The organism is Evansella clarkii, assembly GCF_002019695.1.
GTDB lineage: Bacteria > Bacillota > Bacilli > Bacillales > Salisediminibacteriaceae > Evansella > Evansella clarkii.
This window is the reverse complement of sequence record NZ_KV917376.1, coordinates 2,190,927-2,206,860: the sequence shown is the minus strand read 5'-3', so window position 1 is coordinate 2,206,860 and position 15,934 is coordinate 2,190,927. Positions and strand designations below refer to the sequence as shown.

The window sequence follows — 15,934 nt, the reverse complement described above, 5'->3', positions numbered from 1 at the left end:
GCAGCTTGTCAGTGCTTCATCTCTCTGTTTCTAACAAACTTTATTGCTGATTCTGTTCAACGAGATCTTCCACTGCTTCCTGTGCCTGCGAAAGTCCTTCTTCAGGACTTACTTTTCCAAGCATAATCTCATCTATGTTTGGGTTCAGCAGGGAATGGTAGTCAGGGGCATCCAGAGGTACAGGGGCAAGTACAGTCACATCCAGGTTCATGTGAGCAAGGTCGTAAACCATCCTTCCCTCATCAGAAAGATCAGGATGCTCGGCAAGCGCTTCGTTTGCTTCCATATTTGCCATCACATCAAATCCATTCAAACCCCAATATTCCTGTGGTGCCTGATCAGTCAGATAATTAATAAATTCCCAGGATGCTTCGGGATTTTCCGCTCCGTAGGGTATTTCGGCAACAAAACCTCCGCCCCATGAGTAGTGGCCTGAGCCAGACTCTTTTTCAGGCAGTGGAGCAACTCCGAAGTTCAGTTCCCCGGCATTATCCTTCAGGCTTGAATAATAGTTGATATTCTGTCCTCTCATAGCAACAAGCCCGGAGATAAATGGATCTGCCATCCCATCGCCGAATTCAGCTTCATACCTGTTAATTGTGTCCCTTCCGATACGCTCCTGCCACTCAACCACCCATTCGAGGGCTTCCACTTTTTCCGGAGTGTGGATGGTGACATTTCCATCTTCATCAAACCAGGTGTTCCCGTTGTCCGCGTTTAGCGCCCAGATATCCGGACCGAGGTTCCATAACGGGTAAAACCCGATTGTTTCCCAGTGGTCCCCATCCCGCTCATCAAGTGCCTTCGCGTATTCCTCCAGCTCATCCCAGGTAGACGGAGGGCTGTTGGGATCTAACCCTGCTTCTTCATATAAATCTTTATTGTAAAACAAGACCTGGGTGTCTGTATTGAACGGAAGTGCATAAGCATCCTCCTCATGAACTACAGCTTCCCATAAATGAGGATAGAAACGTTCCTGCACTTCTTCCTCCTCTTGGTCAATAAACTCCTGCAAGTTCATCGCCTGGTTCGCATCTGCTCTCTGGCGGACCGTGTTGATGTCCTGAATGACCACATCCGGCGGGTTTCCCGCAGCCACAGCAGCAAGCGATTTCGTCCAGATGTCTCCCCATGGCTGATATACATGCCTTACATGGATTTCATCCTGCATATTATTGAAATCAGCAATAATTTCCTCAATCACAGGGCGCCGCTGCTCCGAACCCCAGAAAGTCCAGAATTCAATTTCAACAGCTTCATCCGGAACGCCCGCCCCGCTGTTTTCGGCGACTCCGCCCTGTCCGCCGCAGGCAGATAAAACAGCTCCTGTACCAATTAAAAGAGATAACAAGGCCGGTTTAAAGCTTCTTTTCATTTGTCCATCACCTTTTCTATGTATTTAGAATATCATGCTGTCAAAGAAAGCAGATGAGTTAACCATCCTCCTCTCCCTTATTAAGAAAATAGAAAATATTACATAAAAAATGAAAATTATACAATCTTTTACCCCTTTCTATTTTTTTCGAAACAGTTTCCAGAGCTTTTTGTCTGAAAAGCAGTAAAGTCCTGCAGTAAAGCAGGTCTGGGGGACCAGTTAATTATTTTTCTGGTTGTCTGAAAAAAATCACAGTATTCATTAACAGGACATATTTTATTAAAACAAAGCCAGGAGGGGAGAGAGATGGGGGAACATTTTATAAATATTTTAATTATCCATACCGCAAGTTTTTTCATTCTCACTGGAACAGCAAAGCTTTTCTCCTTGAAACAATTTCTGCTGTACACTGCAGACTTTCAGATTTTGCCCCGGCCTTTATCCTATGCTGCCGGCTCCCTCATTCCTATCCTTGAAATTGGTGGCGGATTTTTACTATTAAATTACGGCTGGTGGAATATGGGGGCAGCAATCTTATTAGTTTTACTGACCTTGTTCGGCTTCAGCCTTTTAAAAATAATCAATTCCGGCAGAAAAATCAGATGCGGCTGTTATGGAAAATGGCTTGCCGCAGAGGCAGACATTTTCAGCTTAGGAAAAGCCATTTATTTTTTCTTTCTGCTGCTCTTAGTCAGTGCTTCTGTTCCCAGTACAGGCATTCACCTGAGCATCCCAGCTATCGTTACTGGTTTTCTATTAACCCTGCTTGTAATTGCGGCGCAAAAAATGTGGCAGCTTTATCAGCAAAACAAACAACAGCTGCAGAATAAACGATAAAGGAGCAAAAATTGTTATGGAGGATTTTCTTTTTTACTCTGTTATCATCCTCTGGTTTCTCCAGATTTTTAATGGATTTCTGCTCATATTGCTTTTCAGGCAGTTCGGCGAAGTGTACTTAAGCACATCTGATAGTATTAGCAGGGATGGTGTGGCAATGGGAGAAAAAGCCCTGGATCATATCTGTTTTTCTTATACAAAAAGTGAGGAAGTAACATGGTCGTCCATTATAGAGAAGCCGGCGATCATTGCCTTTGTATCTCCCGACTGTAAACCTTGCAGGGAGATGCTGAGTCATTGGAATACCGTTCAGAAACAATTATCAGAGAAGGTACAGTTCATCCTTGTTTTTACAGGGGAAGACAGAAAGGTCAGAAAGATCATTCAGGAGTTTCAGCTTCAGGGAGAAATAATATTAGATAGTAAAGAACAGTCTTTTCATCATTTTAAAGTCCGGGTTACTCCCTTTGCTTTTGCAGTGGAAAAAGAATTGATTGTTAAAGATAAAGGTCTTTGCGGGACAAAAGAGCAGCTTTATTTACTGGCCGAAAGTATAACGAAAGGAGATGAATTTAAATGATTGGAATAATTAACGCTAAAACAAAACCTTTCTTTGAAAATACAGCCCGTCTTTTCAGCCGCTGGGCTTACGCCGACTCCCTTTTAAATGACTGGTTTTACTCAGTCTTAAAGTTTTTCAGATTTCCTTTATTCGAAAGAGGCCCTGGAAGAAGATGGTGCGAAATTCAACATTATAAAGGGATTTGCAGCCTTCCAAATGGACGATTTTGCTCCAGCGAATGTATGCAAGGAAGCGGCTTGTCAAGCAAATGCCCGGAAGGATTTCAGCCTTCCCATGCCTGGGGGTACCGGTTTACTGGCTGCTGGTGCGATACGTTTCAAGGAAGATCCATCGTCTGTTGTGACTGTACCCCTGTATCGAACCATCCATATAACCCGACAGCCGCTGACTGTGGGTGCATGCACTTTTTAGAATAACAGGAGGCAATCATGACAGACCTTATTGTAATCTTATCCGCAGCGGTTTTATCAGGTATACTGTTGCGCAGGACAGCCTGAGGGATTAACGTTACCCTCGCGGTAAACTCCTTCGGGGAAGGAGAAAATACAGGCAGTTTTCTGAAAAACGGGTCAGTGTATGTGTTCGCTTCTGCACTTTCAGGAGCCTTAACTGGCTTTATTCTCTATTCATTATTCAGCTTTGTGGCAGCCATCGTAAATTTTTCTGTAATGTCTTCTCTGTTTCTTATCCTGGCAATTGTCTATTTCGCCAGAGACCTGATTAACTTTCCGTTTCCAGTTTTTCAGTGGAAATGGCAAATACCCCCCGGCTGGGTGAGCTTTTCACAGCCGGCAAACATGGCAGTTTGGGGACTGATCCTTGGTGCCGGCGTGTTTACGTATAATCCATTTCCTTTATTTCTTTTAATGTATTTGTATGCCGGAATATTCCTCTCTCCGGTAAGCGGAATTTTAATCGGGCTTACTTTCGGTCTGGCAAGATCCTTAACTTCTGTAGCTGCCGCTTCTTTTCTCGTTAATCCAGGCAAAAAGAAATCTTCCTTTCAGAAGATATGGAACAGCGGCTGGTACCGTGTCCTGCATCTGTCAGGAACCGGGGCACTGATATTGCTTGCGATAAGTAAAATGTAAAATACCCTTTTTTGTGGTTTAGCGGAATGAGGAACCGATTAGCACAGCGAATGAGGTTCCTCATTCCGTTATTCCTTTAAATTTCCTGTTTTGAACAAATTTTCGGTTCCTGGTTCCGTTATTCTCCTGTTTCATCTCTGAAATCATCCTATTTTATGCTAATAACGGAACGAGGATCCGCAACACCTCTCTAAACCACCTTTTTTTGCGATTTAACGGAACGAGGAACCGATCAGCACAGTGATTGAGGTTCCTCATTCCGTTATTCCTTTAAATTTCCTGTTTTGAACAGATTTTCGGTTCCTGGTTCCGTTATTCTCCTGTTTCATCTCTGAAATCATCACATTTTATGCTAATAACGGAACGAGGATCCGCAACACCTCTCTAAACCACCTTTTTTTGCGATTTAACGGAACGAGGATCCGATCAGCACAGTTATTGAGGTTCCTCATTCCGTTATAGAAAATAAACAGGCCAAATTTCAAGATTTGGCCTGTTTATTAGTAAACTTTTCTTATCGATTGTACCTGCCTTATGCTTTTTTAATCCAGAACTTGAATACGCCGTCTTCTTCTGTGTCCTGAAGAAGTTCGTGACCACCGGATTTCGCCCATGCTGAAAGGTCGCTTTTAGCACCTTTATCTGTTGCATGAATTTCAATAACCTGGCCCGATTCCATTTTTTCAATTTCTTTCTTTGTTTTCACGATTGGCATTGGACATGCCAGTCCTTTTGCGTCTAGTACTTTGTCTGCGTTCATTATAAATCACTCCTGAATAGTTTGTTTTATCTATATTTGTATTTCACTAATACACTCATACAACTCTGCAATTATTATTTCCACATTTCACACGGAAATAATCCCTTACCTCACCGCACAGCGGTTTGGGCCAATCTCCATTTCGCGCTGTTTTTCTTCATCGGGGTTGATTTTACCCATGTTTGTTTCACGAATCTCCTGATACGCATGTGGCTGCGGCGGCAGGTTTTCAGTAACCATTTTTCTGAACTCTTCTTCATCCTCGATATTGAGGCCATGGTTTTCAGCGAACAGATCTCCAAGTTTAGCTGCAACCGTTCCATCATCATTAAGTTCATCCATAATCATGAAGTGTGCCGGAAGGACAACCAGTTCGTCGGAAAGCTCTCTGTAACGATTGTATAATGTTTCTCTCAGGTCGCCGACCCAGTCCTCAGCAAGCCCTGCAAGGTCAGGCCGTCCGATAGAATCAATGAACAGAATATCTCCGGAAAGAAGATACTTTTCATCGATTACAAAGGACGTAGATCCGATTGTGTGGCCTGGTGAGTACAGCGGGTGAATATTAATTGTAGTGTTGCCGATTTTAACATCATTGGCGTCCTCAAGCGCATTGTATTCAAATGTCACTTCTCCTGCATCTTTCGGTGGCAGCCAGTACTTAGCACCTGTTTCCTCAGCAATTATTCTTCCACCTGAAATATGGTCAGCATGGAGGTGAGTATCGAATACATGGGTGATTTTAACCCCCAGCTCATCTGCAAACCCAGTATACACATCAGTCATTCTTGTCGCGTCAACAATTGCTGCTTCGCCGTTGGAAACTACCATGTAAGACAGGCAGCCTTTACCGATACGGACAAACTGGTACATTTCCCCGCCGTCTTTCAGGTCCCCGACTTTTACTGGTTCCAGGTGTTCACTCCATGATTTCATGCCGCCCTTCAGGTATGCAGCATCCACGCCTGCTTCATCCAGCATCTCAGCGACAAAAACAGAAGAACCCTCTTTTGCACAGACAACAAGAATTTCCTTATCCTCAGGAAGCTTATCAAGTATCCCTTCCACTCCGTCGATCAGGTCAAAGTACGGAACGTTCAGGTGCTGTACTTTATCTCCTTCGATTTTCCAGTCGTTAAAGTCCCCTTCATTACGAACATCGAGTATAAACAGATCTTCCTTATTAATTACCTTTTTAGTTACTTCTTTTGCAGTTAGTTCTGTAATCGCCATACTCCATATACCCCCTATAGTATATTTTAAACTAAAATTTTTTTCTGTCTTCAGACAGGCTGATAATGCCGGACCGGACATAAAAGCGAATCCGGTCCCTGTCCATAATCTCCCAGTTACTTCACATTCTTTTCAGTTGTCCCAGTCCACTCGCTCATGCCAGGCACCACATTTGTGATATTGGCAAAACCTTTTTCAGTAAGCTTCTGAGAAGCAAGGTCACTTCTGCTTCCTGTTCGGCAGACAACATAAATTTCTGCATTCTTATCCAGTTCACCCATACGGTTTTCCAGATCCCCAAGCGGGATAGAGACAGCTCCCGGGATATGGTTAAATGAATACTCAGCTTCTTCCCGCACATCAAGTAAAACAATATCTTCATTAGCATCCAGTTTGCTCTGCAGCTCTTCATTATTGATTACCTGAGGGTAACTTGTTTCTTTTTTTTCTTCATCACTCGTTGCTTTTCTGAGGTAATGTTTCAGAACACCCTCTTCTTCTGTAGTACCAAGATACTGGTGGCCGCCTCTGTCTGCCCATGCTTTCAGGTCAGCAGTAGAGCCTTTATCCGTTGCCTGGATCTCCAGAACCTGCCCTGGCTCAATCTCATTAACAGCTTTTTTTGTTTTTACAATCGGCATTGGACATGCAAGTCCTTTAGCATCAAGTACTTTATCTGTTTTAATCATCTTGTACCCTCCTGAGTATTTTAATTAACCGCGTATTCCCAATGAAGCATTCCGCCAGCCATATTCACAGCAACCAAACCTGAAGCTCCCATAAATTCAGTTGCCTGGCCGCTGCGGGCTCCAGAGCGGCATACCATGATATACTCTTTTTCTTTATCCAGATTATTTACCGCTGCAGGCAGCTCCCCAAGTGGAATGTGCACTGCTTCTGGAATTTTCCCTGCTGCAACTTCCTCATTTTCCCGCACATCAATTACAACAATATTTTCATCATTACTTTTAATAAGTTCATTTACTTCCTTTGGTGAATATTCTTTCATCAGAGTTTATCCTCCTTTGATTATCCTCTCCAGGAGGACATGCCTCCCTGGACATTTGTCACTTCAGCAAAGCCCTTTTTGGCAAGGATTTTGCTTGCCTTATTGCTGCGCATGCCGCTTTGGCAGATAACTATAACTTCCTTGTCTTTTGATAGTTCATTAAGTCTTCCTGAAAGTTCATGCACAGGAATATTCTTAAAGCCTTTAATGTGGTTTCCTGAATACTCGCCGGGAGTTCTCACATCTATGAACTGGCGTTTCTTGTCACTTGTGATTTTTTTTAATTCTCCGGTGGTCATCTGTTTAACTCCTTTTGCAGGGAGTATCCTTCCTGCCAGAAACCAGACGAGTAAAATAACAATCAGTCCGTTTATGATCCATTCCATACTGTTCTCCACCTCTTTTATTTAGATAAACAGGTTAACATTACCATCTGATGCGTCTCCAAGGTATGCAGCGACACCTGCTAATTCAATTTCCTCAAGAAGCTCTTCTTTTTGGAGTCCAAGCAGGTCCATCGTCATTGTGCAAGCCACTAGTTTTACATCCTGTTCCTGTGCCATTTCAATGAGGTCAGGCAAAGGCATAGCATTATGCTTTTTCATAACTTGTTTAATCATTTTAGGCCCCATGCCAAGATAGTTCATCTTTGAAAGACCCATTTTGTCTGCTCCGCGAGGCATCATTTTCCCAAACATTTTTTCCATAAAATTCTTTTTAACAGGCACCTGGTTTTCTTTACGCAGGGCATTCAATCCCCAGAATGTGTGGAAGATCGTTACTTCATGATCGTAGGCAGCTGCTCCGTTCGCAATAATGTAAGCTGCCATTGCTTTATCGTAATCACCGCTGAATAGTACAATCGTTGTTTTTTTCTTTTCTGACATTCTGTCTTCACTCCTCATTATTTTTATAATACCACCAGGGGTATATTTAGATTCAAAAAAATATATGAAATACAATTACCTCTAGGGGTATACTACCAAACAAAAAAATAAATGTCAATACTTTGTTATTAAGGTCTTTTTAAACCTGTGGGGCTTTCTTATAACCCTTATATACCCACACCGGTATTATATCAAGCATACAAAAATGTGTCAATACTGTAACCTTTTTTTGAACCTGCTGATTAAATTATCTGCTTTTAACCAGCAGGTTTACTGCTTCCTGAATCAGCTCTTCTGTATCTTCCCCTTTATCGATCTGGTCGCGTATACATTGTTCCAGGTTAGAGCTGACAACCAACCCTATTGCACGGTCCATAGCATTCCTGGCAGCTGACATTTGGCCTACAAGATCTTTACAATCTTTCTCCTCTTCCATCATTCTTAGTATAGCCCTGACTTGTCCTTCAATTCTCTTTACTCTGTTCTTCATCTGATCATTGTATTTCATAAAGCTTCCCTCCATTTATGAGAAACGTTTCTTTTATTATCTTGGTTTATAATAAGTGAACCTTTAATTTTAAAGCCCTTTTTCTTTAAAAAACGGGCTGTTAGGTTACAGCCTGCTTTATCTGAGCCAAGAATATAAATGTATCTCTTATCTATATCTTTATAATGTCTTTTTAAATAAGGAACCGGGATATTAATTACTCTGCTCAGACCAGTATCCGAAACTGCGTTAAAATCTCTAATATCAAGCACAGCCTCGTTATCCTGCAGAACAGCGTTGCTATATGACATGAATTTAACGCCTCTGACAGGCCAGTACCTTCTGTACATTGTACTAATAATCAGCCCCATTATCAAAAATAAAGCTGTACTCATTTTCACCACGCCTTAATATTATCTGGTTACTTCTCCGGACCACTTCTGCATTCCTCCGGTTACATTCGTAATATTACTGTATCCGAGGTCTTTCAGTATATTAGCTGCCTGCAGGCTTCTGTTCCCGGAGCGGCAGATTATTACAACCTCTTTATCCTGAGGAATGTCAGTGTAGTTTTCATTTAATGAACTTAGCGGGACATTTGTCATTTCTGGTATATGCCCTTCCTTAAATTCTTGAACTTCTCTTACATCAACAAAAAACGTCTCATTTCTGTCTTCCTTCAGGAGAACTGCCAGTTCATCAGTGTTTATCTGTTCTATTCCACTTGCCATAGAAGCTTTATAAGCTCCTGCTCCCAGCAAAAATATTGCGATAATCAAAATATGCCAGTATTTTTTCAGCAAATTGCTCCCCCCTTTTGAAGTACCTACATAGATTATATACCCCCTACTGTATTTTTTCAAGCTGTTTTGCTCGATAATACAGCAGAGGGTATATTACAAAGCTCTATTGATTATACGCTTTTATCGATAGCAGCTATAAGTCTTTTCTCAATATCCTCCGCTATTTCAGTAAGCTGGCTGTCTTCTACCGCTTTAATTAATTCCGTCGGTTTAGGCATGCCGATCTTAACCTGACCTTCTTCTTTATATACAACAATCTTACATGGAAGGAAATAACCAACAAGCTTATTAACGTCCAGCACGCGCTTCGCTTCATGCGGGTTACAGACCTCCAGCACAACAAAAGGATCTTCAAAATCCAGCCCTTTTTCATTCAGCTTTCCTTTAACATCAAACTCCCATAAAACACCAAACTTTTCTTCCTGTAAGTTCTCCTGAAGCTTTTCAATTGTTTGCTGCATTTCCATTGAAGAATCTTTCGTATAGTGAAACATCCTGTCGCGCCCCTTTCAAGAGTTTTATTCAGCTGTTCAGGTGGGTACATCCACTACTTACTCGGAAACAGTTCCTTTCAGCCCGTAAATTGCTTCATCAAAATGTGTTACTTCTGTTTTATAGCCGTTTTCAGAAAGAATATTCACCATATCCTGCGAACCTATTCTTTCATGTAAGGGAGGTCCCATCTCCGACTCTTTCGCTTCCCATTCAATCACTAATACCTGGCCTCCAGGCTTCAGTATTCTCTTCACTTCCTGAAGCGCTTTTGTCAAGTCCGGCACCTCGTGCAGCACGAGACTGATAATCGCTTTATCAGCAGTATTATCATCGAGCTGAATATTTTCCAGATTGCTGACTACATAAGCGATATTCGTGAGACCTTCACCTTTTGCCCGTTCATCAAGAAGCTCAAGCATTTTTGGTTCAATATCCACCGCATAAACGGGTGCTCCCGTTCTTCTTGCAACAGGAATGGTAAAAAAGCCGTTACCTGCCCCGAGATCAGCCACCTGATTGCCTTGTTCCACTTCAAAATAATCTAAAACCTTCTGAGGGTCAAGAACCTTGTATCGCTTTTCGCTAAGTAGCTTATCCGCTTTTTCAGGGTTAAAACGTTCACCAGCCATTTTGATTTCTCCTCATCCATTATAATTATCAAAGGCGCCTTTCATCATCTGTTTCAAGCCATTCAATCTCTCCTGACTCCACATGGAAAAGACATCCAATTACATCCACGCCTTCCCCGTACTGTTTAAAAACCGGGTGTGTCTTCAGGTTTTCCACCTGCCTGATCACATTAATTCTGGCCAATTCCTCCTCGGACAGGCAGTTTCCCTCTTCTTTTTCAGGGAGGCTGTCCCTAATATGGTTAAGCCACGGCTTTAAATGCTCCTCTTCATTACCGTGCCATGCGGCTATCACTCCACCACAGAATGTATGGCCTTCTATAATGATTTTTTTTACTTCGAGATGCTTTAAACCATAGTAAAGGCCTGCAGTAAAACTATCGTCATCCCTTCTTACCTGGTTTGCGATATTTCTATGGACAAACATCCTGCCCAGAGGCATATCTGTAATAGCCGTGGGACTAACTCTGGAATCACTGCATGAAAGAACAAAATAATCCGGGTGCTGCCCTTTTCTCAGTTCATCAAAGTAAGTTGGATTTTTTTCTTTAATTCTCCGCATGAAGTTTTTATTGCTTTTATCAAGTACCTCTTCACGCAACTATCCTCTCTCCTCTCGTATTGCCTGACGCGCATGGTTAATAGACAGGAATTTATACGCCTCTCCATACTTCTTTTCCCATCCAGCTTTTTCAAACAAATCCCTCACCGGACCTTTTACTCCGGAAAAAAGGAATTTTACTCCATGGTCATTTGACTGGGTTACCATTATTTCTTCAAGGGAATGAATAGCAACCGCGTCAATCATGTTAACTCCCGTAAAATCAAGGATCACCCATTTTGTGGCTGGCTTTTCGATAAGCCGTTCATTCAGTCTGTCTTCAAAAGCGGCGATATTTGCGAAAAATAAGGAAGAGTCAAAACGGTAGATAATCAAATCCTCTTCTGTTTCTGCATTCGGGTAACGCTGTACGTTTCTGTATACCCGTTCCTCTTCTAAATATCCCAGTTCAGCTATATGCGGATAAGCCCTTTTACCAACAAAAACAAGGAGGGAATATGCCACACCGATTAAAATTCCCTCTACTATACCGAAAACTAACGTTGCGAGGAAAGTAACAATCCAGACAGAGCCGTCTATCTTCTTAATTCTAAGAAGGTATTTCACTTCCTTCACATCAATCAGACTGTAAACAGCGACCATAATAATCGCAGCCAGCACCGCGTTCGGCAGGTAATAGAACAATCCAGTAAAGAACATTAAAGTTATGACGATAAGCCCAGCAGTGATGATTGTGGCAAGAGGCGTTTTCGCACCGGACTGATAGTTTACGGCAGAACGGGAAAAACCACCTGTTACTGGATAGCCTGAGAAAAATGAACCTCCGATATTTGCCAGCCCGAGCCCTGTAAGTTCTTTATTCGGCACTACCTTGTATTTCTCCTTTACCGCAATCGCTTTTGCCATGGCTATAGATTCCATAAAACCGACAAAAGAAATTGTGAGAGCAATTGGCAGCAATGCGATAAACCCTTCCATATTCAAAGCAGGAACACTCAGGGATGGCAGTCCACTGGGAACCTCTCCTACTATTTTTACTCCGGTCTCATGCAACTGCAGATAATAAACGGTTAAAATACTTAAAACAACCACGATTAAAGGAGCAGGTATTTTTGGAATCACTTTTTTAAGTACAATCAATAAAATTATGCTTATTAAACCTATAGCAAGCGTAATGGGATTGATTTCAGGAATTCTGTTAGCCGTCTCCCACAGAATCAGAAATACATCCTTATCAGCTTCCAGACTGACACCGATGAGATGCTTCAGCTGGCTGAGCCCGATTATGATCGCAGCAGCAGCAGTAAAACCGCTGATTACTGCATGAGACATAAAGTTGACTAAAAACCCCAGTTTCAGCACACCCATCAGGAGCTGAATCACTCCGATCATAAACATAAGCAGGAGCACTAGCGAAATATATTCGTCAGTCCCTGGCTCTGCTATCGTGGAAACACCCGTAAGCACCAGCAGAGATACCATAGCCACAGGACCAACCGCCAGCTGCTTTGATGTGCCGAACAATGCGTAAATAAGCAGTGGGACCGTGGATGCATAAAGACCGATCACCGGCGGCAGGCCGGCAAGCATCGCATAAGCCATCCCCTGTGGAATAAGCATGATTGCAACAATCAGGCCAGCGGACATATCTCCGCTTAAATCCGATTTTTTATAGTTAGGCAACCATTCAAATATTGGCATAAATTTCTTTAACAATGAGGGCTACCCCCTTCAGATAAAATTTTATATACATATACCCCTATACCTATATTAGTGATTATTAATGATTATGTCAACCAGTATGTAGTGTGCGCTTTTTTGTTTTGAAAAAAACAGGGTGCCGAGGCACCCTGTTACTTTACCGTACAGCACAGCGATTTGGCCCAATTTCCATTTCTCTTTGTTCCTCAAGATCCGGCTCCTTTTTCCCCATATTTGTCTGTCTGATATCATGGTGGGAATTTGGCTGTGGAGGTAAATTTTCACTTACTGTTTTTCTGAACTCTTCCTCATCGTTAATATTCAGTCCGTGGTTTTGCTCATATAAAACACCAAGCTTTTCAGAAACACTTCCATCATCATTCATTTCACTAATGCCCATATAGTGTGCTGGCAGTACGATCAGCTCATCTGTAAGCTCTTTGTAACGGCTGTATAGCGTCTGCCTCAGGTCGGCAACCCAATCCTCCGCCTTACCGGCAAGATCAGGGCGCCCGATAGAATCAATGAAAAGAATATCACCTGTTAATAAATATTTCTCATCAATAATCAGAGAAGTACTCCCGATTGTATGGCCAGGCGAATAAATGGCTTTTATAGTCGTCTGGCCCACTTTCATTTCGTCATCATCTTCAAGAGGAGTGTAATCAAAAGTAACCTCTTCCGCGTCTTTAGGAGGAAGATGGTATTCCCCTCCCGTTTTCTTCGCAAGCTCCCTTGCCCCGGATATATGGTCGGCATGCAGATGTGTGTCAATTAAATGCTTCAGAGTTATATTTTTATCTATAAGGAACTCCTCATACTGGTCGATCATACGGTTTGTATCGATAATAGCCCCTTGGCCGTCAGATTCAACGATATAAGATAAACAGCCTTTGCCAATTCTGACAAATTGATAAATTGCTCCACCGCCATTCAGATCTCCGACTTTAATTGGTTCAAGGTGTTCACTCCATGCTTTCATTCCGCCTTCAACTGAATAAACATCATCGTAGCCTTGCTCGACGATCTGATCCGCTACGAATTCCGAGGAGCCGCCTTTAGCACAGATAACATAAACAGGCTCCCCTTCAGGAAGCTTGTCCATTATTTCATCAACTCCGTCCAGCAGGTCGAAGTATGGCTTATTTATTACTTCCACGTTCCGCCCTTCCACTTTCCAGTCATCAAATTCATCGGTATTTCGTACATCAAGAATAAATACATCATCACCACTGATGATCTTATTAGCTAATTCTTTAACTGCAATTCCTTTTGTTTGACCCATTCTTCCACCTCCGCATTAAAATGTAAGAGTCATATTTGCATCAGATGCAAAGTGCATGAACGTAGCTGCACCTCCTACATCAATACCTTCCACAAATTCTTCTTTTTCGAGGCTCATTACATCCATCGTCATCTGGCAGGCAATCATCTTAACGCCCATTTCTGAAGCCATCCCTACCAGCTCCTCTATAGAGGGCACATTCTGCTTCTTGAACCCTTCCTGGAAATGTTCCTTTCCTGCAGGCATCGGCAGTTGTTTATATCCTTCCTTGTGCACAAGGTTCAGTCCTTCGAAAGTAAAGAAAATCCCTACTTCTGCATCTGAAGAAGCCGCTACAGTGGCAATATTAAATACCTTGTACGCGTCAAATAAACCTCCGTTTGAAGCAATGATAGCAACTTTCATTATATGACTCCTCCTTAATGTTGATTGTTAACAGGCCCATCCCATTCCTTCATCCCGGGGACGACATTTTTTACATTTTCGAATCCTTTTTCTGTAAGTTTCTGTGAAGCAAGATCGCTTCTGCTTCCAGTTCGGCAGATTACATGAATATCTTTTTCCTGTTTAAGCTCTTCAAACCGTTTTTCAAGCTCGCCCAGAGGGATATTGACAGCACCTGGTATATGGCTGAAAGCATATTCTGCCGGCTCCCGCACATCAAGCACAGTGATCTTTTCATCACCGTCGATTCTTTCTCTTAATTCCTGCAACGTAGCTGTATGAGGGTGCTTTGTCTCCTGTTTTTCTTCTTCTTCACTAGCTTTTCTGAGGTAATGTTTAAGGACATCTCCGTCTTCCACCGTACCCAGGTACTGATGCCCTGTGCTTTCGGACCACGCTTTAAGGTCAGCTGTGGAGCCTTTATCTGTGGCCTGTACCTCCAGCACCTGCCCAGGTTTAATCTCCTTGATTTCCTTCTTTGTCCTTACAATAGGCATGGGGCAGGCAAGACCTTTTGCATCGAGTGTTTTATCCGCACTTATATCAGCCAAATTTCTTCCTCCTTCCTCTATTCTTCGTCATTCCACTTCAGCATGCCGCCAGTCATATTCTTCACTTTATAACCTCGGTCTGAAAGCCATTCGCTAGCAAGGCCGCTTCGGTTTCCTGAACGGCATACCATAATATGCTCCTTGTCCTGGTCAACATCCTTCAGGCGGGTAAGCAGTTCCCCCAGGGGTATACTTTTAGCATCAGGAATTTTCCCTTCCGCTATCTCCTGAGGCTCGCGCACATCAATAATGCTCAAATTTTCTCCTTTATCAAGACGCTCTTTTACGTACTTGGGAGAAATTTCTTCAAATTTATCACCCATCTAAATTCACCCCCATTTGTAAAATGCCCGATATTCTGGAAAGTAAACTATACTCCGTGGGGTAATTTTCCTTATTATAATTTTTAACTTTATCTGTGTTTACTGTCACTACGCCCTATTCAACTCACCCGTAAATACTTTCTGGTGTAAAAAAGAAACCTGGCTGCCGCCAGATTCTTGAGATGGGGGTGTTTATTTGTACAGGGGATAATGGTACGTGTACACTTTTATTTCAAAACAAGTTTTCTCATTACCGAGCCCATCAGCCGTTTTTCCCAACATAGCTAAGCATTCGTGGACTGAAATCAATACCTGTGATATTTGCTTCTTCCTGATAAAAAGGAAGATTAGTAAGTAACAGCAATCAGGATGGAAATCCTTTTTAGTGTAATGTAGTGTAGTAAAAAGCATCCGGAGAATTATACCACCGGATGCTTTAATTGAAGATATTTGGCTGAATTACTGAAAATCTCCCCGAATCTCCTTAAGCGCAGTCTTTTCTTCATTAATTTCATTGGCTGTTCTAATTCCCAGACGTCTTAAAACTGCCAAAGGAGGACACCATCCCTGCAGTGCGTGCTGCAACAGAAAGCTGCTTACGACGAGAGGAAGTGCAAGCCATTTCCGGCTGACAGTCGCCCCGAGCGTTGTTCCAATCAGAATAAGAGTTGACGCATTAGCTTCAAGGACCCTTTCTGTATCCCATTCAGCTTCCAGCTCTTCAAGACGCTTGTCGATCTCTTCTTTACTTTGATTTTTATAATACTCGATGTTTCTTTTCGTCTGTTCTGAAATTTCCTCATTTACTTTATCACTTGTATGTTCCTCTACTCTTTCTGTTGTATCTGGCAAATACTGTCCCAAACTATCCACGCTCCT

22 protein-coding genes are annotated in these 15,934 nt (G+C 42.4%); 3 read left to right on the top strand and 19 right to left on the bottom strand.

The genetic code is table 11. From position 1 onward, the window contains the following. Positions 1–40: 40 nt before the first annotated feature. On the bottom strand, positions 41–1,375 hold the full coding sequence (locus BK582_RS10015; RefSeq protein WP_078594795.1) for an ABC transporter substrate-binding protein: 1,335 nt from the start codon (positions 1,373–1,375) through the stop codon (positions 41–43). A gap of 306 nt (positions 1,376–1,681) precedes the next feature. Between BK582_RS10015 and BK582_RS10010 the strand changes: the two genes are divergently transcribed. From BK582_RS10010 to BK582_RS09995, 3 genes are all read left to right on the top strand, one after another. Then, positions 1,682–2,212 carry a MauE/DoxX family redox-associated membrane protein gene (locus BK582_RS10010; protein ID WP_078594793.1) on the top strand — a complete coding sequence of 177 codons (531 nt, stop codon included), beginning with the start codon at positions 1,682–1,684 and terminating at the stop codon, positions 2,210–2,212. A 16-nt stretch (positions 2,213–2,228) separates the two neighbouring features. Beyond that, the gene (locus tag BK582_RS10005; RefSeq protein WP_078594791.1) at positions 2,229–2,792 is read left to right on the top strand and encodes a TlpA family protein disulfide reductase; all 564 of its coding nucleotides are present in this window, start codon (positions 2,229–2,231) and stop codon (positions 2,790–2,792) included. A gap of 581 nt (positions 2,793–3,373) precedes the next feature. Next, the gene (locus tag BK582_RS09995) at positions 3,374–3,886 is read left to right on the top strand and encodes a hypothetical protein (RefSeq protein ID WP_139368231.1); all 513 of its coding nucleotides are present in this window, start codon (positions 3,374–3,376) and stop codon (positions 3,884–3,886) included. 532 nt (positions 3,887–4,418) lie between these two features. On the opposite strand, the gene BK582_RS09990 is transcribed toward BK582_RS09995, so the two are convergent. The 18 genes from BK582_RS09990 to BK582_RS09905 form a co-directional block, all read right to left on the bottom strand. Next, a complete protein-coding gene (locus BK582_RS09990; protein WP_078594784.1) occupies positions 4,419–4,646 on the bottom strand; it encodes a sulfurtransferase TusA family protein in 228 nt (75 codons plus the stop codon). A gap of 105 nt (positions 4,647–4,751) precedes the next feature. Further along, positions 4,752–5,879 (bottom strand): MBL fold metallo-hydrolase, encoded by a 1,128-nt coding sequence (locus BK582_RS09985; protein ID WP_078594782.1) that lies wholly within the window; start codon positions 5,877–5,879, stop codon positions 4,752–4,754. Between the two features lie 116 nt (positions 5,880–5,995). Beyond that, positions 5,996–6,568, bottom strand: a complete 573-nt coding sequence (locus BK582_RS09980) for a sulfurtransferase TusA family protein (protein WP_078594780.1) — start codon at positions 6,566–6,568, stop codon at positions 5,996–5,998. A 20-nt stretch (positions 6,569–6,588) separates the two neighbouring features. Further along, positions 6,589–6,888 (bottom strand): rhodanese-like domain-containing protein, encoded by a 300-nt coding sequence (locus tag BK582_RS09975; RefSeq protein ID WP_078594778.1) that lies wholly within the window; start codon positions 6,886–6,888, stop codon positions 6,589–6,591. A gap of 20 nt (positions 6,889–6,908) precedes the next feature. Beyond that, on the bottom strand, positions 6,909–7,274 hold the full coding sequence (locus BK582_RS09970; RefSeq protein WP_078594776.1) for a rhodanese-like domain-containing protein: 366 nt from the start codon (positions 7,272–7,274) through the stop codon (positions 6,909–6,911). A 21-nt stretch (positions 7,275–7,295) separates the two neighbouring features. Beyond that, positions 7,296–7,775 (bottom strand): DsrE/DsrF/DrsH-like family protein, encoded by a 480-nt coding sequence (locus BK582_RS09965; protein WP_078594774.1) that lies wholly within the window; start codon positions 7,773–7,775, stop codon positions 7,296–7,298. A gap of 247 nt (positions 7,776–8,022) precedes the next feature. After that, entirely contained in the window at positions 8,023–8,283 is a 261-nt protein-coding gene (locus BK582_RS09960; RefSeq protein ID WP_078594772.1) for a metal-sensitive transcriptional regulator, read from the bottom strand. Then, positions 8,280–8,633 (bottom strand): sulfurtransferase, encoded by a 354-nt coding sequence (locus BK582_RS09955; protein ID WP_169910938.1) that lies wholly within the window; start codon positions 8,631–8,633, stop codon positions 8,280–8,282. The genes BK582_RS09960 and BK582_RS09955 overlap by 4 nt, the downstream gene beginning before the upstream one ends. 42 nt (positions 8,634–8,675) lie before the next feature. Further along, entirely contained in the window at positions 8,676–9,065 is a 390-nt protein-coding gene (locus tag BK582_RS09950) for a rhodanese-like domain-containing protein (protein WP_244895375.1), read from the bottom strand. Between the two features lie 110 nt (positions 9,066–9,175). Continuing rightward, the gene (locus BK582_RS09945; protein ID WP_078594768.1) at positions 9,176–9,559 is read right to left on the bottom strand and encodes a DUF302 domain-containing protein; all 384 of its coding nucleotides are present in this window, start codon (positions 9,557–9,559) and stop codon (positions 9,176–9,178) included. A 57-nt stretch (positions 9,560–9,616) separates the two neighbouring features. Beyond that, on the bottom strand, positions 9,617–10,189 hold the full coding sequence (locus BK582_RS09940) for a class I SAM-dependent methyltransferase (RefSeq protein ID WP_078594765.1): 573 nt from the start codon (positions 10,187–10,189) through the stop codon (positions 9,617–9,619). Positions 10,190–10,217: 28 nt separating this feature from the next. Further along, the gene (locus BK582_RS09935) at positions 10,218–10,790 is read right to left on the bottom strand and encodes a carbonic anhydrase (protein ID WP_078594763.1); all 573 of its coding nucleotides are present in this window, start codon (positions 10,788–10,790) and stop codon (positions 10,218–10,220) included. Then, the gene (locus BK582_RS09930) at positions 10,791–12,467 is read right to left on the bottom strand and encodes a SulP family inorganic anion transporter (RefSeq protein ID WP_078594761.1); all 1,677 of its coding nucleotides are present in this window, start codon (positions 12,465–12,467) and stop codon (positions 10,791–10,793) included. A gap of 142 nt (positions 12,468–12,609) precedes the next feature. Continuing rightward, complete coding sequence (locus BK582_RS09925; protein WP_078594758.1) at positions 12,610–13,737, bottom strand: MBL fold metallo-hydrolase; 1,128 nt, start codon at positions 13,735–13,737, stop codon at positions 12,610–12,612. Between the two features lie 15 nt (positions 13,738–13,752). Further along, positions 13,753–14,142 (bottom strand): DsrE/DsrF/DrsH-like family protein, encoded by a 390-nt coding sequence (locus tag BK582_RS09920; protein WP_078594755.1) that lies wholly within the window; start codon positions 14,140–14,142, stop codon positions 13,753–13,755. Positions 14,143–14,156: 14 nt separating this feature from the next. Then, positions 14,157–14,732 carry a sulfurtransferase TusA family protein gene (locus tag BK582_RS09915; RefSeq protein WP_276328203.1) on the bottom strand — a complete coding sequence of 192 codons (576 nt, stop codon included), beginning with the start codon at positions 14,730–14,732 and terminating at the stop codon, positions 14,157–14,159. A gap of 17 nt (positions 14,733–14,749) precedes the next feature. Beyond that, the gene (locus BK582_RS09910) at positions 14,750–15,055 is read right to left on the bottom strand and encodes a rhodanese-like domain-containing protein (protein ID WP_078594752.1); all 306 of its coding nucleotides are present in this window, start codon (positions 15,053–15,055) and stop codon (positions 14,750–14,752) included. A gap of 459 nt (positions 15,056–15,514) precedes the next feature. Beyond that, the gene (locus BK582_RS09905) at positions 15,515–15,919 is read right to left on the bottom strand and encodes a DUF2892 domain-containing protein (protein ID WP_078594749.1); all 405 of its coding nucleotides are present in this window, start codon (positions 15,917–15,919) and stop codon (positions 15,515–15,517) included. Between the last annotated feature and the right edge of the window lie 15 nt (positions 15,920–15,934).